The sequence below is a fragment of the Variovorax sp. E3 genome, assembly GCF_016082275.1.
Taxonomy (GTDB): Bacteria; Pseudomonadota; Gammaproteobacteria; order Burkholderiales; family Burkholderiaceae_C; genus Variovorax.
In genome coordinates this window covers 25,018-48,954 of sequence record NZ_MOWM01000002.1, presented here as the reverse complement: position 1 = coordinate 48,954, position 23,937 = coordinate 25,018, and the positions used below count along the sequence as shown (strand labels likewise).

Below are 23,937 nucleotides of genomic sequence, written 5' to 3'. Positions count from 1 at the left end.
CGCGTGCCGCCGGGGCCATGCATGGAAGGGTTGAGGCGCGCGCCCGGGCCATCGGCTCGGGCAGGCGCATCCGGTGGTCTGCGTCAGTGCACGTGCAGCAGGAAATCGCGAAAGCGCTCGCTCGGCGGATCCGCCAGCAGTTCGGTCGGCTTGCCGTCATGGACGAGCTGGCCGCCATCCATGAACAGAAGGCGCGAGCCGACACGCTTGGCAAAGGCCATCTCGTGGGTCACGACGATCATCGTCATGCCCTCGGCCGCCAGCGTCTGCATGACCTTGAGCACCTCCTGGCGCAACTCCGGGTCGAGCGCCGACGTCGGCTCGTCGAAGAGCATCAGCTTCGGTCCGACGGCAAGCGCGCGCGCAATGGCAACGCGTTGCTGCTGCCCGCCCGACAGTTGCGACGGATAGTGGTTCATGCGCTCGGCCAAGCCGACTTTCTGCAGCAGGGCGGAAGCGATGTCGCGCGCCTCGGCCTTGCTCTTTCCGCGCGCGCGGACCGGCCCGAACATCACGTTCTGCAAGGCGGTGAGATGCGGAAACAGGTTGAACTGCTGGAAGACCATGCCGGCTTCGAGCCGTATGCGCCGCACATCGTGTGCATTGCCGCGCACGCTGACACCGTCGACCAGGAGATCGCCCTCGCTGATGGTCTCCAGCACGTTGACGCAACGCAACATGGTCGACTTGCCCGACCCCGACGGCCCGATCACCACCGCGACCTCGCCCTGGTCGACCGCCAGGTCGATCGGGTTGAGCACCAGATGCGACCCGAATCGCTTGGTGACTTTCTTGAATTCGACCATGCTCATGGCAACCGTACCGCCCGTTCGATGAATCGGAGACTGAAAGCAAGAATGCTGATGACAGCCAGGTAGATCAGCGCCACGGCGGCCCAGATCTCGACGGCCTTGAAGTTGGCGGCCATGATTTCCTGTCCGCGCCGCGTCAGCTCGCCGACGCCGATGACGAGAAAGATCGACGTGTCCTTGACCACCGCGACAAACTGGTTGCCCATCGCGGGGAGCGCGCGCCGCACCGCAATGGGCGCGATGACATGGGTCAGCACCTTGCGAAAACCCAGCCCCATGGCAAGCCCCGCCTCCCGCAGGCCGTGGGGCACGCTGTTAAGGGCGCCACGCACGATCTCGGCGTTGTACGCCCCGGAGTTGACGATGAGCGTCAATATGCCGGCGCTCGTCGCGCTGATGCGGATATTCAGCAGGATGGGCAGCGCGAAATAGACGAACATCACCTGCACGGTGATGGGCGTGCCCCGGATCAACGCGACGTAGAGCTGCGCCGGCGCCTGCGCCCGCCAGCTGCCATAGGTCAGCGTCACACCGGTCAGCACACCCAGCACGATGCCACCGGCCAGGCCGACGAGCGCGATCCAGAGGGTCAGCTGAAGGCCTTGCATCAGTTCGGGCAAGGCCTCGACGATGGCAGTCCAATCAAAGTTCACTACAGAATTCCGATCAAGTGCGAGGTTGGAGGTTTCGTTGCTCGTTCGTCGCGCTCAATCCGCACCCACGCCAAACCACTTTTCCCGGATCGCCTTCAGGCGGCCGTCGGCTCGCATGGCCGCCAGCACCGCATTGGTCGGCGCAACGAGCGGGCTGCCCTTCTTGAAACCGACGCCGACGTCGAGGCCCTCGAGCGCCGGCTGGACGATGCGGATCTTTCCCTTGCCGGCATTGGCGCCGTAGTACATCAGCACCGGCTTGTCGTAGACCACCGCATCCGTGCGTCCGGCCTCGAGCGCCAGCAGGGCGTTGTTGATGCTCGACAGCTGGGCAATGGTCGCGCCCTTGACGTGCTCCTTGATGAAGTCGACGGCCAGCGTGCCGGTCTCGGTGCCGATCGTTTTTCCGGCGAGGTCGTCCGCCGTGCGGATGGTCGTGTTGTCGACGCGAGTCACCGCGATCAATCCGCTCTTGTAGTAGGGATCGGAAAAGTCGATCACCTTCTGACGTGCCGGCCGGATGAACAGCTGGGACACGATCGCATCGATATTGCCGGTCTGCAGCGCCGGAATGAGCGCGCCGAACTCCATGGATTGCAATCGCCACTTTCGATTGAGACCCTTGGCGACTTCATTGAAGACCTCGAAGTCGAAGCCCGCATAGCGATCGCCGTCCCTGAAACCGAAAGGCGGATTGGTGGCGGCCGAGCCGACGACGAGCTCGCCCTCCTGGGCCATCGCCGAATTGGAAAGCATGATCGCGGGGGCCGCGATCAGGCCGAATTGAAGAAGCTCTCTGCGTTGCATCTTTATCTCCTCGTTGATTAAGTGGACGGGCTGTCATCGGCCATCCGGACGGCGCCGCCAAGCCAGCAGCCCGCAGGACGCCCGCCGTCGAGCCGGAAGCGGACCGAGATTTCGGACGGGCGCCGCATGGCCCGCCCCTGGCGATGGTGATCCGGCGCTCCGACGGCTCCACGATCCCGCCCGACAACAGGCCGAAGGCCAGCGCGGAAGCGGCAATGCCGGTGGCGGCATCCTCGGGATACCCCGAAGAGCTCGGAAACTGCCGGGCATCGACGACCTGGGCACCGTGATCGGACACGGCGTACGGATAAAGCCCGGTGGAGCCGATGCGCACGCACAGCGCTTCGATCCGGGAGAAATCGGGACTCAGGCGGTCGAGTACCGACACACGCTTCAGCGGCACGAGCGTCTTGACCCGGCTGGTGGCGGCGTTCTGGATCGGCAACGGCGCGAGGTCGTCGGCGTGGATGCCGAGCACCTCCACGATGTCGGCACGGCTCCTGTCGGCATCGGGAAGCGGTTCGACAATGCCGGCGGGCTGCGAAATCTCGATCCGTGCGCCATGCGGCGTGCGTTCGCCGATCCGGGCCTCGACGCGCCCACTGCGGGTCAGAACCGTGAAGCTGTCGCCGGTAAGCCTGCCCATGCGCTCCATCAACCAGAGCGCGCCGACCGTGGCATGCCCACACATCGACATCTCGTGATTGGGTACCCAGAAGCGAAACTCGAAGTCGCAGTCCGAGCCCGCCGGCGCCGCAAACACGAACCCGCTTTCAAGGCCATGGGAACGGGCAACTTGCTGCATGTCGGCATCGGTCATTCCGGCCGCATCAACGATGATTGGCGCCGGATTCCCGCCATCCGGCCCTGATGAGAACACGCTGACAACTTGAACTCGATGATCCATAACTTCAATCATTCCTGTCACACGTTCTGCATTGTTCGTCTGCTACCGTATCGCCGGTTTCATCAGCAGAGAGCAACCTGTCATCTGATCCAGCCATCCAATTTCTAGAAACTCATTAACAAGAGCGATGGTTTTTCGAAACCCGGTGCGGTTCGAATCATCCATTCCGATGTACAAATTTCTCACGCCGGATTGGCTGCGGTGAGTCTATGGCTGCCGAATTTGCGGAACGTGTTCGAACGGGCCCTAGATGTTGATCGGGCGGGCCGCCTGCTTGCTGATGTCATGTCGGGCGGGGAGCCACGGCCCACCCGCACCCAGGCGAGCGCCTGTCAGGCGATATCCGTCGAGCGGGTCAACCCTTCATTGCCCGTCAGGCTCGCCTGCATCGCGTCGAGCTTGGCGCGCACCAGCCCCAGCGCATCGCTGCCGATCAGCAAGTGCGCCGGCGGCTGCGGCATGTCCACCAGCGTGAGGATCGCCGCCGCGGCCTTGTCTGGATCGCCCAGCTGCTGGCCGCTCTTGTCAACGCGCGCTTGCCTGATCGGATCGAACAGGCCGTCGTAGTCGCCGATGGAGCGCGCGCTGCGCACCATCGAGCGCCCGGCCCAGTCCGTCCTGAAGGATCCCGGGGCCACGGCCGTGACCGCAATGCCAAAGCCCTTGACCTCTTTGGCCAAGGTCTCGGAGATGCCTTCGAGAGCGAACTTGCTGCCGCAGTAATAAGCGATTCCGGGCATGGTGATGTAGCCGCCCATCGAGGTGATGTTGATGATGTGGCCGCGCCGCCGCTCGCGCATGAAAGGCAGGAACGCCTTGATGAGCGCGACCGGGCCGAACACGTTGACGTCGAACTGGCGGCGCATTGCATCGAGCGGCGATTCCTCCAGGATGCCCTCGTGGCCATAGCCGGCGTTGTTGATCAACACGTCGACCGGGCCGACCTCCGCCTCGACGGCGGCGGCGAGTGGCACGGCGGCATCGAACTGCGTCACGTCGAGCAGTTTCGCGTGCGCCTTGCCGACGAGTTGTCTTTCGAACTCGGCGGCCGCGTGCCCTGTGCGAACCGTTCCGACGACGCGGTGGCCGGCCTGCAGTGCGGCATTCGCGATGGCTCGGCCGAAGCCGCTGCTGACGCCTGTGATGAGGAATGTCTTGGTGTTTTTCATGCCTCGATTCTGGAATCGAGGGCGTCCGGAAGCCATTCCGGAACCTATGAATGGTTTGCCTATTCCTATGAATGAAGGCAGCCTTCGGGCCATTTATTGCTCGAATTGATGCACATTGCGCTGGATGAGAAAACCGCGCGCATCGACCGGCGACGACACCCGCAGTGCCCGCGAAGAACGCCAGGCCCGCATGGTGGCGCTCCTGAAACAACTGGCACCGAGCGAGGGCTACACGCCGACGCCACTTGCGGGCGTGCGCTTCCTGCGCTCCGATCGGCCACTGGCCTCGACCCCCGTGCTCTACGAACCCGGCATCGTCATCGTCTGCCAGGGACGCAAGCGCGGCCTCTGGGCCGATCAGGTCTACCTCTACGACGCCCAGCACTACCTCGCGGTGTCCGTGCCGGTGCCGTTCACCATGGAGACCGACGCGAGCGCCGACGAGCCTCTGCTCGCGATCTACATCAGCCTCGACTTCACCGTGCTGGCCGCCCTGGCGCTGCAGCTCGACGAACTCACCGAGAGCGCAAGGGGCGCGCCGGTCGGCATGTTCTCGACACCGATGGACGACGCGCTGGCACAGAGCGTCCTGCGGTTTCTGGAAGCCATGCGTTCGCCCGTGGAGGCGGTGCTGCTCGGGCCGGCGATCGTGCGCGAGATCTACTTCCGCGTGCTCAGCGGAGAACAGGGCGCATCGATGCGCGCGGCGCTCGCCAGCCAGGGGCAGTTCGGAAAGATCGCGAAGGCGGTGCGGCGCATCCACGGCACGTTCGGCGAACGCCTGACCGTCGAGCGCCTGGCCCGCGAGGCGGGCATGAGCATTCCCACGTTTCACACGCACTTTCGCGCCGTCACCCAGAGCTCGCCGATGCAGTACCTCAAGTCGGTACGGCTGCATCAGGCGCGCCTGCTGATGCTGCGAAACGGAAAGACGGCGTCCGCGGCGAGCATCGAAGTGGGGTACGAAAGCGCGTCGCAGTTCAGCCGCGAGTTCAAGCGCTTCTTCGGGCTTGCGCCGGGCGACGAGGTTGCGCGCCTGAAGTCGAGCTTCGCGATGCCGCCCGTGCCGGACCCTCAAGGATGGGTGACGTCGCACTGACCGACGCGGCCCGGTCAGCCGCGAGGGTTCGCGGCCTTGTACGCGGCGAGCTCCGCCTTGTGCTTCTTGTGCATCTGCTGGAAGCCGCTGAACTTGCTGAACAAGGGGGCGCAAGCCGCCATCACGCCGCCGACCAGTTCGTTGTAGAAGACAGCACAGACCGCGCCTCCCACAACCAGGACCAGCATGACGAAAAGACGAAGCCAGTAGCCCATCGGAAGAAGTTGCAGTGGCTCGCTGTCTCTGGGGGTCTGATCCGTCATGCGGAATTCCTCGCTGTCTGATGCGCTTGCTTGGTCATGAAAGGTTTCGATGGCCTCGGGCCTTGAAAAACCGAGGCCTGGAGTATGGCCGGCGAACACAGGTTCGGCGTTGTCACCTGCATCGAGCGGGGAGAACCCGCGCACCTTCGGGCCGGGGCACTACCGCTCAACCAAGCAGCAACGAAGCCTCATCCCGCCAGTAAGCCACCGCCCCCAGCCACCCTTCCCACACGCAGCCATTGCAGCCGCGACCGCAGCAGGTCGTCGGCTCGGGCGGCGGCACGCGAAGCGCGATGCCTTGCACGGCGGCTTCGGCCTGCACGCGGGCGATCAGCGCCTGGGCGCTGGCAAGGTCGGTCGGCGGAAAGAGGTCTTGGTCGGCGAGAGGCATGGCGGTCAGCCTCGATTGTCCCTGCTTCAGCAGCCCTTCAGGCGCCAGGCCGGCGCCGCTCGCAGAATCGTCGCGATGGCCCCTTCTGCAGCGACCTCCGAGCAGCCCCTGCCGCGCATGGCGCATGTCGACCTGCTGCGCGGCGTGCTCGTCGTGTTCGTCGTGCTGCTGCACGCGAACCTGCGCATTCCATTCGGGCCACCGGCGCTGGCGGACATGCTGGGGCCCCGGCTCGGCGGCATCCTGTTTCGCAGCGGCTACTACGCGGTGATCGTGTTCTTCGTGGTCTCGGGCTACCTGATCACGAGTGCGTCGATACGGCGCTGGGGCGACCTGTCGCGAGTGCGGCCCCTGGCCTTCTATCGCCTTCGCGCGGCGCGCATCCTGCCGAGCCTGCTGTTGCTGCTGGCGGTGCTGGCCGCCCTGCACCTGGCGGGCAGCGCGTGGTTCGCGCTGGACACATCGAAGGTGCCGCTCTGGCGCGCGCTGCTCGCGGCACTGGGGCTGCATCTCAACTGGCTGGAGGCACAGGTCGGCTATCTGCCGGGGCCGTGGGGCGTGCTGTGGTCGCTGTCGGTGGAAGAGGCCTTCTACCTTTTCTTTCCACTGCTGTGCGTGCTGGCCGGCAGCGAGCGGCGGCTGGCCTGGCTGCTGGTTGCGCCGATCATGCTGGGGCCGCTCGCGCGCGGCGGCGTGTTCAGCGGCAACGAGCTGTGGCAGGACCACTCGTACCTCTCGGGCATGGACGGCATCGCGTTCGGCTGCCTGGCGGCGCTGATCGCACACCGCGTGCCGCGCATGCCGTCGCGGTCGACGCAGCGGCTCGTGCTGCTGGCCGGGCTCGCGCTCGCCGTGCTGGTCTTCGGTTTTCGCAAGGAGGTGTTCCAGTGGGGGCTCACGCGCTTCGGGCTGCAGGTCTCGCTGCTGGAACTTGGCGTGGCGCTGCTGCTGGTGGCCACGCATTGGCGCCCGTGGGCCTGGTGCGCCGGCCCGGCTGCCGCGCCGCTGCGCTGGTTCGGGCGCCACAGCTACGAGGTCTATCTCACGCACATGCTCGTGGTGATTCCCGGCGCATGGCTGTTCCAGCAAACGGGCGCATCGCCCGCGTGGATTCCGCTCTGGTTCGTGCTGGTGGTCGCGGCCTCGGGGCTGCTCGGCCAGTGGCTCGCGCAAGGCTTCTCGGAGCCCTGCAACCGCGCGCTCAGGCGTCGAGGTTCAGTTCCAGCCGCATCCTCGCCCCGCCCGATTCGCTCGACCCGATCGTGAGCTGCCCGCCGTGCAGGCGCGCCACTTCGGCCACCAGGTGCAGGCCGAGCCCCGCGCCGCGCCCGCGCGGCACCAGCCGGTGGAACGGCGCCACCACGCGCTCGCGGTCGGCCTCCGGAATGCCCGGCCCCGAGTCGAGCACCTCGAAGCCCGAGGGCTCCCACAGCCGCACCTGGATGTCGCAGCCCTGCCCGCCATGCTCGATGGCGTTCTGGATCAGGTTGGTGAGCGCGCGCTCGAGCGAGGGCGCGTCGCCGCGCACCAGCAGCGGACGGGGCGCGTCGACCGACAGCGTGCAGCGGTTCATGATGGCCAGCGGCGCGATGTCGGCCGCCACGCGCTCGCACAGCGGCTTCAGGTCGACCTGCGCATCGTGCGAGGCGATGCGGTCCAGCCGCTGCAGGTCGAGCAGCTGTTCGGCCAGCGTGGCCAGCCGCGCCGAGGCCTGCTTGAGCTTCACCTTCAGCGGGTCGTAGGGCAGCTGCTCCAGGTGGATCTGCAGCGTGGTGATGGGCGTGCGCAGTTCGTGCGCGGCGTCGGCCAGGAAGCGCTCCTGCCGGTCGTAGCCCTCGTTGAGCCGGTCGAAGGCGCGGTTCACGGCGTTGACCAGCGGGCGGATCTCGCTGGCCACGTTGGCCAGCGGCAGCCGCGTGGTGCGCTCGTGCACGTCGATGCTTTCCGCATGCTCGGCGGTGGCCACCACGCCCTTGAGCCCGCGCTTCACCACGAAGGGCGTGGCCAGGATCACGCCCAGGCAGGTCACCAGCGCCATCGGCGCCACCAGGAACAGGAACACGATGCCCGTGCCCTTGAGCGTGTTCTTGACCGTGAGCGGCGCGCCGGTCTGCACCAGCACGTTGACGGGGCCCTTGTCGGTGTCCACGCGCTCGAAGCGGGCCTTGGGCTGGGTGTTGTCCTTGGCCGGCTCGATGGCCGAGCGCGCCATGCCGTCGAGCGTGTTCACCAACTCCACGTACCTCGGCGGTACCTCGCCGTGGCGCACTTCGGAGCCCCTGGTGTCGCGCGCGATGAACCAGAAGGACGGGTCGGTCTGGGCCAGACGCTGGAACTCGGCGGTCGGCGCGATGGCCAGCCGGCCGTCGGCGCCGTGGGTCAACGCCCGCTGGATCACGGCGACGGTCTCCTGCCCGGTCTCGTCGACCACGCGGCCCTGCACCCACGCCAGCCCGAGGAAGCCGCCGAGCACCAGCGAGCCCACCACCACCTGCAGCAGGATCAGGCTCCAGATCAGCCGCCAGCGCAGCGAGAGCAGGCTCAGGCTCATGCGCCGGACGGCGTGGCCGCGCAGATCAGGTAGCCCACGCCGCGGATCGCATGGATCTCGACCTGCGCGCCGGCCTTGTCGAGCTTGGAGCGCAGCCGCGACACGTGCGTGTCGAGCGCGTTCGACTGGATCTCGTCCCTGTCGCCGTACACGCGGTCCTGCATGGCTTCGCGCAGCACGGTGCGGCCGCGGTGTTCGAGCAAAGTCTCCAGCACCAGCAGCTCGCGGCGCGGCAGCGTGAGGTTCACGTCGCCGACCTGGGCCTGCCGCATGTGGTGGTCGAAGCACAACTGCCCCAGCGTCATGGTGAAGTTGGCGCGCACGGCGGGCCGCCGCGCCAGCGCGCGCACGCGGGCCATCAGCTCGTCCATCGAGAAGGGCTTGGCCAGGTAGTCGTCGGCGCCGCCGTCCAGGCTCAGCACGCGCTCGGCCACATCGGTCATGGCCGTGAGCACCAGCACGGCGGTGGCGATCTGGTTCTGCCGCAGGAAGGCGATGAGCGAGAGGCCGTCGCCGTCGGGCAGGCCGCGGTCGAGCACGATCACGTCGTGCGGCGCGGCCAGCACCGCTTCTTCGGCCTCGCGCAGCGAGCCCGCCACATCGACCACCGCCTGGTTATGACGCAGCGCCGAAGCCAGGGCTTGCGCCAGGTCGACCTCGTCTTCGACAAGCAGGATTCTCATGGGTGGCGATTCGGGGCGTACACGCGAAGAAGGAAGCGCGCCATTCTAAGTAGGGGCGTCTGGCGAACTTCGGGCGGGCATTCGGCGAAGGCGCAATGTTCGCGCAATGCAAGGCCATAAGCTGGACCGCTCCATCCTCCCGAGAGCAGCATCGGTGACAGCACGTTCGGCCATCCCCTCCTCCCAGCCTCGCGCCAGCACGTGGTACGCCGCGCTGGGCCGGCGGATCGCCACGCTCTGGGTGCTCAAGATGATCGGCACCACGCTGGGCATCTCGGGCTTCTTCTTTGTGTACTTCTGGGTGATGCACAACCCGCCGTCGGAACCGACGGTGATGCCGCTCACGCTGCTCGATCATTGGGTGGGCGTGAGCGACGACGCGATGCTGCTCTACGGCTCGCTGTGGTTCTACATCTCGCTGGCACCGGCGCTGGCCAAGGACAAGGTCGAGCTGTGGGCCTGCGCGCGCGACGCGGCCGTGATGGCGGCCATCGGCCTGGTGGTGTTCTGGGTGTTCCCGACCACGGTGCCGGCGTTCGCGGTCGATTGGTCGCAGTACCCGGCGCTGCAATTCCTGAAGTCCACCGACGTGGGCGGCAACGCGTTCCCGTCGCTGCACGTCGCGTTCGCGGTGCTCACCGCGGTGCTGCTGGCGCGGCAGTTGCGCGAGGTGCGCGCGCCGCGCTGGACACTGTGGCTGAACGCGCTGTGGGCCTTCGGCATCGTCTACTCGACACTGGCCACGCGCCAGCACGTGCTGCTCGACGTGCTGGGCGGCACGCTGCTCGCGGCCGTGGTCAGTTGGGTCGGCACCGCGCGCGACCGCAGGTTGGTGTTGACGGGGGCCTGAACCTCAGTCGGCGTCCGCGTGCCCGGCCACCGACCTGAACGCGTCCAGGGCCAGGTCGACCTCGCGCTCGCCTGCATGGCGGTGCGTCACGCAGCGCAGCAGCTGCTTGCCCCAGGGGCGCACGAGAATGCCCAGCCCACGAAGCGCCGCTTCCCATCGGTCCGCATCGAGCCCCGACGAAGCCACGTTCACCTGCACGATGTTGGTCTGCGGCGCGTTGGCGGAAAGCCCCTGGATCCGGTTGATGCCGTGCGCGAGCCGTCGCGCGGCCGCGTGGTCGTCCGCGAGCCGATCCACCATGGTGGTGACGGCCACCAGCCCGGCGGCTGCGGCAATGCCCACCTGGCGCTGGCTGCCGCCCAGCAGCTTGCGTAGCCCGCGCGCGCGCTGGATCGCGGCCGCGGGCCCGGCAAGCACTGCCCCCATCGGCGCGCTCAGGCCCTTCGACAGGCACAGCGACACGGTGTCGGTGAATGCGGTGATGCGCGAGACCGGCACGCCCAGGGCCACCGCCGCGTTCATCAGCCGCGCGCCGTCGAGGTGGACCGATGCGCCCACGCCCTTGCTCGCCTCGAACGCCGCCTGCATGTGGGCCAGCGGCAGCACCGCGCCGCCGGCGTTGTTGTGGGAGCTTTCCAGGCACACCACGCCCGTGCGCAGCTTGTTGCGCCCCGGCGCCAGGGCCTCTTCGAGCAGGCCCAGGTCCATGGCGCCGTCGACGCCGGCAATGCCTTCGTAGAAAGTGCCCGTGAGCGTGGCCGCGCCGCGCTCGGTCACGTAGATGTGCGAAGCCGCTTCGGCCAGCACGATCTCCTGGCGCTGCGCTTGCGCAAGGATGGCCAGCAGGTTGGCCATCGTGGCGCTCGGCACGTACAGCGCCTTCTCCTTGCCCAGCAGTTGCGCGGCGGTGGCTTCCAGCGCCTGCGCGGTCGGGTCGCCGTCGAGCCCGTCGTCGCCGAGCGGTGCCGATGCGATGCGCTCGTACATCTGCGGCGTGGGCCGCGTCACCGTGTCGCTGCGAAGGTCCACGGGCGCGTGGTCGGTCGGGGCGGCCGTCATTCGGCGGTCGCGCCGGACGCTTTCACGACCTGCGCCCATTTCTTGCGCTCGCTGTTCAGGAAGGTGTTGAAGGCTTCGGGCGTTCCGGTGCGCACATAGATGCCGCGCGCCGCCAGGTTGGCCCGCACATCGGGCGCGTCGAGCACGCGATTGATCTCGGTGTTCATCGTGCGCACGATGTTCTCCGGCGTTTGGCGGGCACCACGACACCGTAGAGCGTGTAGTACTCGAAGCCCTTGAAGCCGCTCTCGATGAAGGTCGGCACGTCGGGCAGCGACGGGTCTCTGGCGCCCGAGGTCACCGCGAGCGCGCGCAGCTTGCGGTCCTTGATGAGCGGCAGCGCGGAGACCAGCGAGGAGATGTAGAAATCGACCTGCCCGCCGAGCATGTCGGTCATGGCCGGGCCGCCGCCCTTGTAGGGCACGTGCAGCAACTGCGCCCCCGTCGTCACGCGCAGGTTCTCGGCCACCAGATGGCCGACGGTGCCGTTGCCGGACGACGCATAGGCCAACTGCTTCTTCCTGGCGCCCTCCAGCAACGCGGCGAGGCTGTCGTAGGGGCTGTTGGCATTCACCACCAGCACCGACACGCCCGTGCCGACCAGCGCGACCGGCGCCAGGTCTTTGACGGGGTCGAAGTTGAGCTTCTTGTAGAGGAACTGGTTCACCGTGAGGTTGCTGGTTTCGCCCAGCACGGCCGTGTAGCCGTCGGGCGCCGACTTGGCGCCGAACTCCAGGCCGATGTTGTTGCCCGCGCCGGGCTTGGTGTCGACCACGACCTGCCACTTGGCCTGGTCGCCGAGCTTGGCCGCGAGCAGGCGCGACACGGCGTCGGTGCCGCCGCCCGGCGGGCTCGGCGCGATGAGGTGAATGGGCCGCTCGGGCACCCACGCGGCGCCCGCCTGCGCCTGCCATGCGGCGAGCGCGAGCCCCAGCAGGCAAGCGAGTCTTCTGGCGTGCGAGAAAGCGTGGCGTCGGATGTCGTTCATGCAGGAGGTTCCGGTCGGGCGGGTGAAAAAAGATCGGGATGAAACCGAGGAATCAGGCGATCCTAGGCACGCCCTAGAATGAGTAAAGCGATATATCCAAACACCAACTGTGAGGATTTCTCATGAATCTCGGCATGCTGGTGACGCTGCGCACCATCCTCGAGCAGGGCAGCTTCACCGCCGCGGCCGGCGTCGTCGGCTGCAGTCCGAGCGCCGTCAGCCTGCAGGTCAAGCAGCTGGAGCAGTACTTCGGAAAGCCGCTGTTCGACCGCTCGACGCGGGTGGTGGTGCCCACGGCTTTTGCGCGCGAGGTGGTGGGCGCGGTGGGCGACTTCTCGCACCGGCTGCAGGTGCTGCGCTCGCGCCCCGCCGTGGCGGTGGCGGGCCGCATCCGGGTCGGCGTGATCACCAGCATGCAGAGCGACGCGCTGCCGCAGGCGCTGCACGCGCTGCGCCAGCGACACCCGCTGCTCGACGTGGTGGTGCCGCCGCTGAACGACAGCGACGAGCTGGTGTCGGAGCTGAAGGCGGCGCGACTCGACGTGGCCCTGCTGGTGCGGCCCGACGCGGGCGGCTCACGGCGGCTGGTCTGGCGCGAGCTGCACCGCCAGCCCTATGTGCTGCTGGCGCCGCCCCGGGCCGCGGGCAAGACGCCGCTGCAGTTGCTGCAGGCCTACGACTGGGTGGGGTACGACATGTCGCTGAACGGGGGCCGCGTTGCCGCGCGCTACGTGCGCGGCCTGAAGCCGGACGCGCGCTGCGTGATCGAGCTGCGCTCGATGGACGCGATCGTGGCCATGGTCGCGCAGGGCCTGGGGGTGTCGGTGCTTCCGCAGCCCCGGCGCGCGCTGGTCGAGGCCTATGCGGTGCGCGAGGTCGACCTGGGGAGCCGCGCGCCGCACCGCAAACTGTCGCTCGTGTGGAAGAACTCCGACGACGGCAACCGCAATGTCGAAGCGGTGGCCGAGGCCTTCGGCGCGGCTTTCGGCGCCGCGCCAAAGGCCACCTGACTTACCAGAAGATCCAGAGCGCGAGGCCGCCGAAGATGGCCCACTTCACGAGGTAGTACGCGCGCTTGTCCCAGGCCTTCAGGCGCTTGCCGATCACGCGGATCTGGTAGATGTACTTGAACGCGCGGTTGATGCCGCCGGTCTTGTCGCCCGCGTCGTTGGGCGAGCTGGCCGCGGCCAGCAGGTTCTTGGCGAACCAGCGGTTCACCGCGCTGGCCCAGCGGTATTTCAGCGGACGCTCGATGTCGCAGAACAGGATCACGCGGTCGTGGTCGGTGGTGTTCTCGGCGTAGTGGATGAAGGTCTCGTCGAACACCACGGCCTCGCCGTCGCGCCAGTGGTAGCGCTGGCCGTCCACGTCGATGTAGCAGCCTTCCACGCCCGGCGTCCACAGGCCCAGGTGGTAGCGCAGCGAGCCCGCGAACGGGTCGCGGTGGCGCACCAGGCGGCTGCCCGGGGGCAGCTCGGCGAACATGGCGGCCTTGATGGTGCCGATGCCCTTGAGCAGTTCGGTGGTGCGCGGGCACAGCACGGCGGCCGAGGGGTGCGCCTCGTCGTACCACTCAGGTAGAAGCGCTTCCAGCCGCTCTTGAAGAACGAGTTGAAGCCCACGTCGTTGAACTGGCTCGAGGCCTTGATGCTGCCGCCGTTGCGCATGGCCAGCGCTTCCTCGCGGATGACTTCCCAGTTCTCCTCGAGGATGCGCATCTCGGGGAACTGCGCGGGCGACAGGTACGGCGTACCCGGCACCTTCGAGAAAAGGTACATGAAGACGTTCAGCGGGGCGAGGAAGGTCGAGTGATCAGAGAGCTGTCTGAAGAACTTGTGCCGGACCTGGCCGCGAAAATGAACGTAGAGCGCGCTGAGCGCGAAGATGGCAAGAATGACCCACTTCATTGTTGAAAGTGTCCTGTAAACGGCGCCCGGTAGTGTAAATCGTTGCCCCGCGGCGAACCTGACCGGGGGCCTATTGCCCTTTTTGCCCCCTTGACCCTGCCGCGAGCAGGGTTCAGCTGCAGAGCATGGGCTGCGGCGTCTCGGCCATCGCCAGCGGCAGCCGCACCGTCACCAGCAGGCCGCCGTCCGGGGTGGCGCCCAGCGTCACATCGCCGCCGTGCCGGTCGACCACCGACTTCACGATGGCCAGCCCCAGCCCGCTGCCGCTCTGGCTCTGGTCGGGGTTGCGAAAGAAGCGGTCGAACACGCGCTCGCGCAGCGCGGCCGGAATGCCCGGGCCCTGGTCGGTCACGGTCAGCAGCGCCTGCTGCCCTTCGTGCCCCACGTGCACCACCACCGTGCCGCCCGCGGGGCTGTACTTGATGGCGTTGTTGATGAGGTTGTCGATCATCGAGACCAGGCTCTCGCGCTCGCCCAGCACCGGCACGCGGTCTTCGCTCACCAGCTCCAGCTCGATGTCGCGGGCGCTGGCCAGGCCCTCGATCATCGCGAGGCGGTCCTGCACCAGCGCGTCGAACGACAGCATCACGGGCAGCGTGGTGTCGGACACCGCGTCGCTGCGCATCAGCTGCAGCAGCTGCCCCACCAGCCGCGCCGCGCGGTCGTTGCTGCGCAGCAGGTTGCCCATGAGCTCGCGCTGGTCTTCGTCGGTGCTCTGCTCCTTCAGCGCCTCGACGTTCACGCGCATGGCGGCCAACGGGGTTCGCAACTCGTGCGCGGCATCGGCGATCAGGCTGCGCTCGCGCGAGGTGCTGTCGCGCACCCGCTGCAACAGGCTGTTGATGCTCTGCACCAGCGGCTTCAGTTCCTTGTGCGGCGGCGTGTACGACAGCGGCGTCAGGTCGGCCGGCCCGCGCTCGGCGGTTTCCTTGCTCACCTGGCGCCAGGGCCGCAGCGCCAGCCGCACCGACAGCCACGCGGGAAAGATCAGGAACGGCAGGCTGATCACCAGCGGCAGCAGGTAGTAGCCCCGGTTGATCACCGTGACCGTCAGCCGCCACACGCTGGGCTCGGCCAGCATCACGCGCACGTTCGACGTCGGCGAGGCCAACGTGCGCGCGCGCCACTCGCGGTTGCCGGCCTTCACGGTCTCGATGAGGTTGGGCGCCGAATTGAGGATCACCGGCACGGCCGCGGTGGAGCGGTAGATGAGCTTGTCGCCCTGCCACACCTGCATGACCGGCGAGGTCTCCGAGGCGGCGTCGCCGTCGCCCACGGTCTCCAGCAGCGCGGCGTCGAAGGAGGCCAGCGTTTCCTGCTGCTTGTCGGGGTGGTCGACCATGTTCTGCGTGATCGACATGATCGTCTGGTAGATCTTGTCGTACTTCAGCAGCTCGGGGTCTTCGTACGAGTCGTACAGCAGCAGCGCGATGGCCATGGTCCACAGCAGGGCGACCACGCCCATCTGCGCCAGCAGCAGGCGGCGCATCAGGGAAGGTTGTTTCCAGTGCTTCCAGCGCTGCGCCAGCGCCTGCATCATTTGGTCGTGCTCCGCACCAGCGATTGCACGTCGATCACGTAGCCGATGCCGCGCACCGTGCGGATGTAGCCCTGGCCGATCTTGCGGCGCAGGTTGGAGATATGCACTTCGAGCGAATTGCTGCCGTTGGCCTGGCCGCCGGGCAGCACCTGTTCTTCCATCACGCGGCGCGTGACCACGCGGCCGGTGCGCTTGAGCAAGAGCGCCAGCAGGTCGAACTCGCAGCGCGACAGCTCGACCGGCTCGCCATCGACGATCACGCCGCGCGTGGGCTCGTGCAGCGCCAGGCCGCGCATGCGGATGGTCTCGTCGTTGAAGCCGTAGCTGCGGCGCGCGAGCGCGCGCACCCGGGACAGCAGCTCGGCCAGCGCGAAGGGCTTGACCAGGTAGTCGTCGGCACCGTCGTCCAGGCTGCGCAGCCGGTCGTTCAGCGCGTCGCGCGCGCTCAGCACCAGCACCGGCAATATCTGGCGGTCGCGGCGCAGGCGGAACAGCAGGTCGAGCCCGTCGCCGTCGGGCAGGCCGAGGTCGAGCAGCACCATGTCGAAGGTGCCGCCGTCGAGGGTGCGCAAGGCGTCGTCCAGGCGGCGGACCCACACCACATCCATGCCCTGGTTGGCCAGCGCGATACGCACGCCGTTGCCAAGATCAAGGTCGTCCTCAACAAGCAAAAGATTCATGGGACTCCACGCAAACGAACCCACCCGATTACGGGAACAGGGGCGAAGTATCAGCCAACCGCTCTGGGCACACTTCAGGAAATCTTCATGAATGCCGAAGCGACCCTTCAGGTATGAAAACGACACTGCAGCGATCCCTCACATCCGGAGCATCGCCGTGAATCGACCCCCTGTATTGCCGAGCCGGCCCCTGCGACCGAACCGCTTCCAGCCCCAGCGCAGGGACATCCTGCGCGCCCTGGCCCTGACCGGTGCCGCCGGGCTGGCGGCCTGCGGCGGCAACAGCCGTGGCAACGCGGGTGCGCCCCCTGGATTGAGCGCGGCTGCCGGCATGGGGCAGGTCTTCGTCACCGACCGCCGCGTGAAAGTGTCCGGCACGCCCGAGGTGTCGCTGCAGGTGCGCGACTGGCAGCGCCCCGGCAACACCGGCCCCACCATTGTGCTGCTGGCCGGGTTGGGCGGCAACGCGCGCTGCTTCGACAGCCTCGCGCCCGCGCTGGCGGCCCGCTCGCGCGTGGTGGCGATCAGCCGGCGCGGCTACGGCCTGTCGGACAAGCCGCGCCCGGTCAAGACCGCCACCAGGTACTACGAAGTGGAAACGCTCAGCTCCGACCTGAAGGCCGTGCTCGACGAACTGGGCCTGCTGCGCGTGGTGCTCGGCGGCCACTCCATCGCCGGCAACGAACTCACGCACTTCGCGGGCCACCACCCCGAGCGCGTGCGCGGGCTCATCTACCTGGACACCAGCTTCGACTACACGAAGGACGGTGACCGCGGCGGCGAGGAACTGCCGATGAACCGCCTGCTCGACGAGCCCAAGGCCGGCGCCGCCGACAGCCGCTCGCTGCAGGCCGCCATTGCCTTCAGCCGGCGCAAGACCAAGAACTGGTGGCCCGCGCTCGAGGCCAACCTGCGCGACGCGGTCGAGGTGCGCACCGACGGCAGCGTGCGCATGAACACGCCCGACGACGTGGAGACCGCCGTGGACACCGCCGCCCACGGCTACTCGCCCGACTACAAGGCGGTGCGCGCGCCTTCGCTGGTGGTGACCACGCTGCCCGCCGACAACCGCGACCTGTTTCCCTGGCTCGAGCTGCCGCTCGACGCGAAGACCGAGAAGGACGCGGCCGATTACCTGCGCATCTTCCGCCGCGCCCGCATCACCGATTCCAACCGGCTGGTGGAGGCGCTGCACACGCCCAACCGCCTGACGCTGGACAACTGCTGCCACACCGACTTCCTGATGGAACGCGAGGCCGAGGTGCTGCGCGCGATCCAGTTCATGACATGGGCATGAGCCGTGGCCCCTCGTTGCTAGCGCAGCAGCTTGATCAGCGCCGCCAGTTCTTCCCCGCCGAGCCCCGCCGCGTCGGCCCGCCGGAACAGGCCGGCGGCGAAGGCCGGGAACTCGGTGTTGATGCCCGAGGCCTGTGCCGTCTGCAGGATGCGCTGCGTCGCCTCGACCGAGATGCGCATCGGGCTTTGCGAGATCGCGAAGTCGCCCGACTGGATGACCGCGCCCTCGTGCTGCAGAAAGCCCGCGAAGGTCGGCATGATGCCCGCGACGATGCGGCCGTACTCGGCCACGTCGAAGCCCTCGTGCTCGGCGATGCGCGCGCCGTGCAGAAAGCCGAGCATGGTGCCGTAGATGCTGGACAGCGTGGCCAGGTCCATGGTCGCCGCCGCGCTGGCCTTCTCGCCGAGATGCACGATGCCGCCGGCCAGCACCTGGAGCCACGGCTTCGCCTCGTCGAACACGGCCTGCGCGCCCGACACCAGCAGCGGCGTGTCGGCCAGCCCCATCTGGTCGGGCGCGGCCTGGATCGCGCCTTCGAGGTACGCGGCGCCGTGGCGGTGCGCCCAAGCCTCGGCGTCGCGCGCGTCCTGCGGGCTGCCGGTGGTGAGCTGCACCAGCAGGCGCCCGTCCATCGCGGCGGCCGCGCCTTCGGTGGCGAAGATGGCGTCGGCCGCGCGGTAGTCGTACACGCACATCACGGCCACACGGCTCGCGCGCAGCGCCTCGCCCGCGCTGCGCGCCAGCACGGCGCCCTTCGCGACCAGCGCGTCGGCCTTGCCGGGCGTGCGGTTCCACACCGTGACCTCGTAGCCTTTTTCCAGATAGAGACGCGCGATGGCCAGGCCCATCGAGCCCAGGCCCAGGACGGACACTTGTTTTTTGCTGTTGTTGCTCATGACGATTCGATTGCAGGTTGTGAAGGTGCCTGCATCGTAGAAATTTCACTCTCCCATGGTCAAGTACCTACAATTAAGTGAGGTACTTACCAAAACGTATGTATTGGGTTTTCACAAGGCTTGGATCAGGATCACACATGAAATCGAAAAAACCCTACAACTGCGGTATCGGCCCGGCGTTCGACGTCATCGGCGGCAAATGGAAAGCCGTCATCCTCTGGGAGCTGAACGCGCAGGCTTTCCGCTTCGGCGAGCTCAAGCGGCAATTGCCCGACATCAGCGAGAAGATGCTGATCCAGCAATTGCGCGAGCTCGAGGCCGACGGCATCGTCCACCGCGAGGTGTTCCACGAAGTGCCGCCGCGCGTGGAGTACTCGGCCACCAAGCTGGGCGTCACGCTCAACGCGGCGCTCGGGCCGCTGGCGGACTGGGGCGACCGCAACGCCAAGCGCGTGGCCACAGCGCGCGCCAAAGCCGAAGCGGCGAAGTAGCGAAGCAGCGGGTGCGTCAACCGGAACATCGTATGCCTTCATTGCGCAAGATTTCGTCGGCCGTGCTGCTCGCCACCGCGGTCTCGTGGGGCCTGGCACAGGCGCAGCCGGTGTGCGTGCCCTCGCCAGTCTACACCGGGCCGCCGATGCGCTCGGCGCCCGACACCGTGTGGCGCAAGGACTTCAAGCGCCCCATCGACGGCGAGCTGCCCGCCGAGCTGCAAGCCACGCTCGGCGCGGCGCTCGACAAGATGCTGCAGCACGTGCCCGCCGCCAGCGTGGCGGTCGCCATTCCGGGCGAAGGCACCTGGACCGCCACGCGCGGGCTGGCGCGCAAGGAGCCGCCGCAAGCCGTGGCGCCCGAGCAGCCTTTCCAGGTGGCGAGCACCGCCAAGACGCTCACGGCCGCCGTGGTTCTGCAGCTCGTGGAAGAAGGCAAGCTCCGCCTCGGCGACACCATCGACCGGTGGTTCCCCGATGCACCCAACGCCGGCGTCACGACCGTGGAGCAGCTGCTGCGCCACACCAGCGGCCTCGTGAGCTTCAATGCGCTGCCCACCTTCGGCACCGCCTACAGGACACCGGCCGAGATCATCGCGATCGGCACCGCGCAAAAGCCGCAGTTCTGCCCCGGCACGAACTGGAGCTACACCAACACCGGCTACGCGATGCTGGGCGTGATCGTCGAAAAGATCGAGGGCGCGCCACTCGCGGACGTGCTCGCGAAGCGGCTCGTCAAGCCCCTGTCGCTCACGCACACGGTCATGCGCCAGCCGGACGTTGCGCTGCCCGTGGCCACGGGGCATGTGGCCGGTCGCCCGGTCGATGCGCCGGACCAGTACGCCACGCCCTACGCGGCCGGCGCGCTGGCATCGACGCCGGCGACCTCGTGCGCTTCTGGCATGCGCTGCTGGCCGGGCAGGTGCTGCCCGAGGCGACCGTGCACCGCATGTTCACCGCCATGCCGCCCATGCTCGGCCCCTATGCGGGCAGCAATGCCTTCTACGGCATGGGCGTGCAGCTCTACGACGTGCCCGACGGCCCCGGCCTGATGCTGGGCCACAGCGGCGGCATCGAGGGCTTCACCAGCGTGGTGGCCTACGTGCCGGCCGACGACGTGTACATCGCCGTGTCGTTCAATGAACGCAACGTGGCGGCCGAAGCGGGCCTGTGGGCGTTGCTGCGCGCGGTGCGCGCGTACCGCGTGCTGCGCTGAGCGGGCTCAGTCGGCCCGGTCGGCTCAGTCGGCCCAGCCGGTCTCGATCTCGGTCTTCACCTCGGTCATGAGCTTGTGCACCGGGCACTTGCCGGCCACGCGCAGCAGCTCGTCGCGCTGCGCGTCGGTCAGCTCGCCGGTCAGGCGCAGGCCCGACTTCAGGCGGTACACGCCCTTGCGCTCCTCGCTGTCGTCGCGGTCGACCACCACCTCGATGTCTTCCACCGGAATGCCCTTGCGGCGCGCGTAGATCAGCACCGTGAGCGCCTTGCACGCCGCGAGCGATGCGTCGTACAGGTCGTGCGGCTCGGCGCCGCCGTCGCTGCCGCCGCCGGCCGGCGAGGCATCGACCGGAATCTCGTGGTTGCGGATCTTGAGGATGTGGCGCGTGCCGGTGGTGCCGTCGCGGCGGATCGAGATGGTCATGCCGTGTCCTTGGTGGGCGTGGAGGTGGGTCGGGTGGAAGACAGCGTCTTCACGTAGAGGATGGTCGTCGATGTAGCCGCAGGTTCGCCGCTCTCGCGGTAGCTGGCCGCGGCCTCGGGCGTGAGCTGCGGCAGCCAGGTGCCGGCGAAGGTGTCCTCGAGGATGGCCTTGACGGCATCGAAGTCGTCCAGCCGCCAGGGCCGGACGGTGATGTCGGGACGTCGTGGTTGGTGCTCATCGGTCCACCGCCAGCGTGAGCGTTTCCTTGATTTCTTCCATCACCACGTAGCTGTGCGACTCGGCCGCCACCGGCAGCTTCTTGAGGATGTCGCCCAGCAAGTGGCGGTACTCGCTCATGCCGCTCAGGCGCGCCTTCACCAGGTAGTCGAAGCTGCCCGACACCAGGTGGCATTCGAGCACCTCGGGCATGTGCAGCAGCTCCTGCTTGACCTTGTCGAACACGTCGCCCGACTTGGCCGACAGCTTGATTTCGACGAACACCAGCAGCGTCTTGCCCAGCGCCTCGGGCGACACCCGCGCGTGGTAGCCGGTGATGACGCCGTCGCGCTCCATGCGCTTCACGCGCTCGGCGCAGGGCGAGGCCGACAGGCCGATGTGCTCGGCCAATTCGGTCATGGACATGCGGCCTTGCCGCTGCAGGACGTCGAGGATCCGGCGGTCGATTCGGTCGAGTTCGGGCATTTCACTTCGCACGCGGCGTTGGGCGATTTTCGGCAGTGTATTCCGCTGCCGAAGCTCTAAAAACAATGGAATCCACTGGATTGTGCACTTTAGATTCCACTCATTCCATCTGAATCAGCGAATACACCATGAAAGTCATCGTTCTCGGCGGCGGCGTGATCGGCACCACCACGGCTTACTACCTCGCGCGCTCCGGCGCCGAGGTCACCCTGCTCGACCGGCAGGACGGCCCCGCGGAAGAAACCAGCTTCGGCAACGCCGGCCAGGTGTCGCCGGGCTACTCCACGCCGTGGGCCGCGCCGGGCATTCCGCTGAAGGCGATCAAGTGGATGTTCAAGAAGCACGCGCCGTTGTCGATCCGCCCCGACGGCACGCTGTTCCAGCTGCGCTGGATGGCCGCCATGCTGCGCAACTGCTCGCCCGAGGCATACGCCGTGAACAAGGAACGCATGATGCGCGTGGCCGAGTACAGCCGCGGTTGCCTGCAGCAGCTGCGCGCCGACACCGGCCTGCAGTACGAGCAGCGCACCGGCGGCACCCTGCAGCTGTTCCGCACGCAGGCGCAGCTCGATGCGGTGCAGCGCGACATCGCGGTGCTCGAGGAGTGCGGCGTGCCCTACCAGCTGCTCGACCGCGACGCACTCGCCAGCGTCGAGCCCGCGCTGGCCGGCGCGCGCGACCGCCTCACGGGCGGCCTGCGCCTGCCCAACGACGAAACCGGCGACTGCCACCTGTTCACGCGCGGCCTTGCCGAAATCGCGCGCGGCCTGGGCGTGGACTTCCGCTTCGGCCAGACCATCGACGGGCTCGAGACCGACGGCGACCGCATCACCGGCGTGCGCACCACCACCGGCAAGGTGCTCAAGGCCGACCGCTACGTGATGGCCTTCGGCAGCTACTCGCGCGCCGCCGTGGCCTCGCTGGGCCTGGACATTCCGGTGTACCCGGTCAAGGGCTACTCGCTGACCGTGCCGCTCGTCGACGAATCGCTGGCGCCGCAATCGACCGTGCTCGACGAGACCTACAAGGTCGCCGTGACGCGCTTCGACAACCGCATCCGCGTGGGCGGCATGGCCGAACTCGGCGGCTTCGACCTGCGCCTGAACCCGGCGCGCCGCGCCACGCTCGAAAAGGTGGTGACCGACCTGTTCCCGGGCGGCGACGTGCCGCGCGCCACCTTCTGGACCGGCCTGCGCCCGATGACGCCCGACAGCACGCCCATCGTCGGCGGCACGCGCTACGCCAACCTGTTCCTCAACACCGGCCACGGCACGCTGGGCTGGACCATGGCCTGCGGCTCGGGCAAGCTCATCTCCGACATGGTGACGGGCCAGCGCCCGGAGGTCCGCACCGACGGCCTGGCGATGGACCGCTACAGCCCGTCCGCCTCCCCCCGGGCACTGGGCGGCGCGCCGCACGGGGCCTCGGCATGACGCGCCCCGCGCGCGCGCTGATCGATCTTGCCGCGCTGCGCCACAACTACGCGCTGGCGCGCCAGCGCCATGGCGAGCGCGTGCTCGCCGTCCTCAAGGCCAATGCCTATGGGCACGGCGCGGTGCGATGCGCACAGGCGCTGGCCGACAGCGCCGACGGCTTTGCGGTCGCCTTCCTGGACGAGGCGCCCGTGCTGCGCGAAGCCGGGCTGCAGGCGCCGCTGCTGGTGCTCGAAGGCGCCTTCTCGGAGCGCGAGCTCGAAGCGGTGAGCGCTCGCGGCTTGTGGACGGTGGTGCACCACGAAGACCAGGTGCGCATGATCGAGCAGGCGCCCGCCGCGGTGAGGGGCCTGCATGTGTGGCTCAAGATCGATTCGGGCATGCACCGCGCGGGCCTGGCGCCGCAAGCCGTGCGCGACGCCCATGCGCGGCTGGTGGCGAGCGACAAGGTCTCGCGCATCACGCTGATGAGCCATTTCGCCTGCGCCGACGAGCCCGACGCCAGGCTCACGCACGAACAACTGGCCGTCTTCGATGCCGCGACCAAGGGCTTGCCCGGCGAACGCAGCATCAGCAATTCGGCGGGCGTGCTGGCCTGGCCGGGCGCCAACAGGAACTGGGCCCGCCCCGGGATCCTGCTGTACGGCGCCAACCCCGTGCCCGGCAACCAGGAGGCGCTGCGCCCCGTCATGCACCTGCAGAGCGAAGTCTTCGCCGAGCGCGTGCTCGAAGCCGGCGACACGCTGGGCTACGGCGCCACCTTCACGGCCGACAGGCGCACGCGCATCGGCCTTGTCGCCATCGGCTATGCCGACGGCTACCCGCGCCGCGCCCAGACGGGCACGCCCGTGGCCGTGGGTGGACGGATCACGCGCACCGTGGGACGTGTGTCGATGGACATGATGACCGTCGACCTCAGCGACCTGCCCGGCGAGGGCGTCGGCAGCCCGGTCGAGCTGTGGGGCGCGCAGGTGCCGGTCAATGAAGTGGCGACGCACGCGGGAATGATCTCGTACGAACTGCTCTGCAACGTCAAGCGCGTGCCGCTGGTCTATTCCGACGACGCCGCGGCCTGAACCGGCGGTCGCGGCGCGGGGCCGGGCACCTTTTCGGCGCC

At 68.0% G+C, this 23,937-nt stretch carries 26 protein-coding genes and 2 pseudogenes; 10 read left to right on the top strand and 18 right to left on the bottom strand.

The genetic code is table 11. The features are described 5' to 3' along the window. Window positions 1-83 precede the first annotated feature (83 nt). The 5 genes from glnQ to BMG07_RS00965 form a co-directional block, all read right to left on the bottom strand. On the bottom strand, window positions 84-812 hold the full coding sequence (glnQ, locus tag BMG07_RS00985; protein ID WP_269758507.1) for a glutamine ABC transporter ATP-binding protein GlnQ: 729 nt from the start codon (window positions 810-812) through the stop codon (window positions 84-86). After that, a complete protein-coding gene (gene glnP, locus BMG07_RS00980) occupies window positions 809-1,465 on the bottom strand; it encodes a glutamine ABC transporter permease GlnP (protein ID WP_198082781.1) in 657 nt (218 codons plus the stop codon). The genes glnQ and glnP overlap by 4 nt, the downstream gene beginning before the upstream one ends. A 54-nt stretch (window positions 1,466-1,519) precedes the next feature. After that, window positions 1,520-2,203, bottom strand: a complete 684-nt coding sequence (locus BMG07_RS00975; RefSeq protein ID WP_269758506.1) for a transporter substrate-binding domain-containing protein — start codon at window positions 2,201-2,203, stop codon at window positions 1,520-1,522. Then, window positions 2,097-3,191: a PhzF family phenazine biosynthesis protein gene (locus BMG07_RS00970; RefSeq protein ID WP_269758505.1), complete on the bottom strand. Its 1,095-nt coding sequence runs from the start codon at window positions 3,189-3,191 to the stop codon at window positions 2,097-2,099. Before BMG07_RS00970 ends, BMG07_RS00975 begins: the two co-directional genes overlap by 107 nt. 320 nt (window positions 3,192-3,511) lie before the next feature. After that, window positions 3,512-4,348: an oxidoreductase gene (locus BMG07_RS00965; RefSeq protein WP_198082779.1), complete on the bottom strand. Its 837-nt coding sequence runs from the start codon at window positions 4,346-4,348 to the stop codon at window positions 3,512-3,514. A gap of 124 nt (window positions 4,349-4,472) precedes the next feature. Between BMG07_RS00965 and BMG07_RS00960 the strand changes: the two genes are divergently transcribed. Then, a complete protein-coding gene (locus BMG07_RS00960) occupies window positions 4,473-5,447 on the top strand; it encodes an AraC family transcriptional regulator (protein WP_269758504.1) in 975 nt (324 codons plus the stop codon). A gap of 14 nt (window positions 5,448-5,461) precedes the next feature. On the opposite strand, the gene BMG07_RS00955 is transcribed toward BMG07_RS00960, so the two are convergent. Both BMG07_RS00955 and BMG07_RS00950 read right to left on the bottom strand, forming a co-directional pair. After that, window positions 5,462-5,854: a hypothetical protein gene (locus BMG07_RS00955; RefSeq protein ID WP_198082778.1), complete on the bottom strand. Its 393-nt coding sequence runs from the start codon at window positions 5,852-5,854 to the stop codon at window positions 5,462-5,464. A gap of 22 nt (window positions 5,855-5,876) precedes the next feature. Next, on the bottom strand, window positions 5,877-6,101 hold the full coding sequence (locus tag BMG07_RS00950) for an oxidoreductase-like domain-containing protein (protein WP_198082777.1): 225 nt from the start codon (window positions 6,099-6,101) through the stop codon (window positions 5,877-5,879). A 75-nt stretch (window positions 6,102-6,176) separates the two neighbouring features. On the opposite strand from BMG07_RS00950, the gene BMG07_RS00945 reads away from it, so the two are divergent. Further along, window positions 6,177-7,367, top strand: a complete 1,191-nt coding sequence (locus tag BMG07_RS00945) for an acyltransferase (protein WP_269758503.1) — start codon at window positions 6,177-6,179, stop codon at window positions 7,365-7,367. Here the strand turns inward: BMG07_RS00945 and BMG07_RS00940 are convergent. Further along, window positions 7,303-8,652 (bottom strand): HAMP domain-containing sensor histidine kinase, encoded by a 1,350-nt coding sequence (locus BMG07_RS00940; protein ID WP_269758502.1) that lies wholly within the window; start codon window positions 8,650-8,652, stop codon window positions 7,303-7,305. The genes BMG07_RS00945 and BMG07_RS00940 overlap by 65 nt on opposite strands. After that, on the bottom strand, window positions 8,649-9,335 hold the full coding sequence (locus BMG07_RS00935) for a response regulator transcription factor (RefSeq protein ID WP_198082776.1): 687 nt from the start codon (window positions 9,333-9,335) through the stop codon (window positions 8,649-8,651). Before BMG07_RS00935 ends, BMG07_RS00940 begins: the two co-directional genes overlap by 4 nt. A 154-nt stretch (window positions 9,336-9,489) precedes the next feature. Between BMG07_RS00935 and BMG07_RS00930 the strand changes: the two genes are divergently transcribed. Then, window positions 9,490-10,185, top strand: a complete 696-nt coding sequence (locus BMG07_RS00930; RefSeq protein ID WP_307866819.1) for a phosphatase PAP2 family protein — start codon at window positions 9,490-9,492, stop codon at window positions 10,183-10,185. A 3-nt stretch (window positions 10,186-10,188) separates the two neighbouring features. On the opposite strand, the gene BMG07_RS00925 is transcribed toward BMG07_RS00930, so the two are convergent. Genes BMG07_RS00925 through BMG07_RS00920 form a run of 3 tightly spaced genes read right to left on the bottom strand, consistent with a single transcriptional unit; the run spans window position 10,189 to window position 12,232 of the window. Continuing rightward, on the bottom strand, window positions 10,189-11,244 hold the full coding sequence (locus BMG07_RS00925; protein ID WP_198082775.1) for a low specificity L-threonine aldolase: 1,056 nt from the start codon (window positions 11,242-11,244) through the stop codon (window positions 10,189-10,191). Continuing rightward, on the bottom strand, window positions 11,241-11,420 hold the full coding sequence (locus BMG07_RS44590; RefSeq protein WP_374221213.1) for a hypothetical protein: 180 nt from the start codon (window positions 11,418-11,420) through the stop codon (window positions 11,241-11,243). Before BMG07_RS44590 ends, BMG07_RS00925 begins: the two co-directional genes overlap by 4 nt. Beyond that, window positions 11,408-12,232 (bottom strand): tripartite tricarboxylate transporter substrate-binding protein, encoded by an 825-nt coding sequence (locus BMG07_RS00920; RefSeq protein WP_374221212.1) that lies wholly within the window; start codon window positions 12,230-12,232, stop codon window positions 11,408-11,410. Before BMG07_RS00920 ends, BMG07_RS44590 begins: the two co-directional genes overlap by 13 nt. A gap of 122 nt (window positions 12,233-12,354) precedes the next feature. Here BMG07_RS00920 and BMG07_RS00915 point away from each other — a divergent pair, with 122 nt between their 5' ends. Then, window positions 12,355-13,242, top strand: a complete 888-nt coding sequence (locus BMG07_RS00915) for a LysR family transcriptional regulator (RefSeq protein WP_198082774.1) — start codon at window positions 12,355-12,357, stop codon at window positions 13,240-13,242. Between the two features lies 1 nt (window position 13,243). Here the strand turns inward: BMG07_RS00915 and lpxO are convergent. The 3 genes and pseudogenes from lpxO to BMG07_RS00900 form a co-directional block, all read right to left on the bottom strand. Beyond that, window positions 13,244-14,139 (bottom strand): annotated as a pseudogene (gene lpxO, locus BMG07_RS00910) (lipid A hydroxylase LpxO). 112 nt (window positions 14,140-14,251) lie between these two features. Continuing rightward, window positions 14,252-15,679, bottom strand: a complete 1,428-nt coding sequence (locus BMG07_RS00905; protein ID WP_198082773.1) for a HAMP domain-containing sensor histidine kinase — start codon at window positions 15,677-15,679, stop codon at window positions 14,252-14,254. Continuing rightward, the gene (locus BMG07_RS00900) at window positions 15,676-16,359 is read right to left on the bottom strand and encodes a response regulator (RefSeq protein ID WP_198082772.1); all 684 of its coding nucleotides are present in this window, start codon (window positions 16,357-16,359) and stop codon (window positions 15,676-15,678) included. Before BMG07_RS00900 ends, BMG07_RS00905 begins: the two co-directional genes overlap by 4 nt. A gap of 157 nt (window positions 16,360-16,516) precedes the next feature. Between BMG07_RS00900 and BMG07_RS00895 the strand changes: the two genes are divergently transcribed. Then, window positions 16,517-17,656: an alpha/beta fold hydrolase gene (locus BMG07_RS00895; RefSeq protein ID WP_198082771.1), complete on the top strand. Its 1,140-nt coding sequence runs from the start codon at window positions 16,517-16,519 to the stop codon at window positions 17,654-17,656. A gap of 17 nt (window positions 17,657-17,673) precedes the next feature. On the opposite strand, the pseudogene BMG07_RS00890 reads toward BMG07_RS00895, so the two are convergent. Further along, window positions 17,674-18,561, bottom strand: a pseudogene (locus tag BMG07_RS00890) (NAD(P)-dependent oxidoreductase); the annotation flags it as partial. Between the two features lie 128 nt (window positions 18,562-18,689). On the opposite strand from BMG07_RS00890, the gene BMG07_RS00885 reads away from it, so the two are divergent. Genes BMG07_RS00885 through BMG07_RS00875 form a run of 3 tightly spaced genes read left to right on the top strand, consistent with a single transcriptional unit; the run spans window position 18,690 to window position 20,259 of the window. Then, window positions 18,690-19,043, top strand: a complete 354-nt coding sequence (locus BMG07_RS00885) for a helix-turn-helix domain-containing protein (RefSeq protein WP_198082769.1) — start codon at window positions 18,690-18,692, stop codon at window positions 19,041-19,043. A 32-nt stretch (window positions 19,044-19,075) separates the two neighbouring features. Beyond that, window positions 19,076-20,095: a serine hydrolase gene (locus tag BMG07_RS00880; protein WP_198082768.1), complete on the top strand. Its 1,020-nt coding sequence runs from the start codon at window positions 19,076-19,078 to the stop codon at window positions 20,093-20,095. Beyond that, window positions 20,014-20,259: a serine hydrolase gene (locus BMG07_RS00875; RefSeq protein WP_198082767.1), complete on the top strand. Its 246-nt coding sequence runs from the start codon at window positions 20,014-20,016 to the stop codon at window positions 20,257-20,259. Before BMG07_RS00880 ends, BMG07_RS00875 begins: the two co-directional genes overlap by 82 nt. A gap of 24 nt (window positions 20,260-20,283) precedes the next feature. Here BMG07_RS00875 and BMG07_RS00870 read toward each other — a convergent pair whose 3' ends face one another. After that, window positions 20,284-20,685: an OsmC family protein gene (locus BMG07_RS00870; RefSeq protein ID WP_198082766.1), complete on the bottom strand. Its 402-nt coding sequence runs from the start codon at window positions 20,683-20,685 to the stop codon at window positions 20,284-20,286. Between the two features lie 234 nt (window positions 20,686-20,919). After that, the gene (locus tag BMG07_RS00865) at window positions 20,920-21,387 is read right to left on the bottom strand and encodes a winged helix-turn-helix transcriptional regulator (protein ID WP_198082765.1); all 468 of its coding nucleotides are present in this window, start codon (window positions 21,385-21,387) and stop codon (window positions 20,920-20,922) included. A 128-nt stretch (window positions 21,388-21,515) separates the two neighbouring features. On the opposite strand from BMG07_RS00865, the gene BMG07_RS00860 reads away from it, so the two are divergent. Next, a complete protein-coding gene (locus BMG07_RS00860; protein WP_198082764.1) occupies window positions 21,516-22,820 on the top strand; it encodes a D-amino acid dehydrogenase in 1,305 nt (434 codons plus the stop codon). Next, window positions 22,817-23,896, top strand: a complete 1,080-nt coding sequence (gene alr, locus BMG07_RS00855) for an alanine racemase (protein ID WP_198082763.1) — start codon at window positions 22,817-22,819, stop codon at window positions 23,894-23,896. The genes BMG07_RS00860 and alr overlap by 4 nt, the downstream gene beginning before the upstream one ends. Window positions 23,897-23,937: the final 41 nt, after the last annotated feature.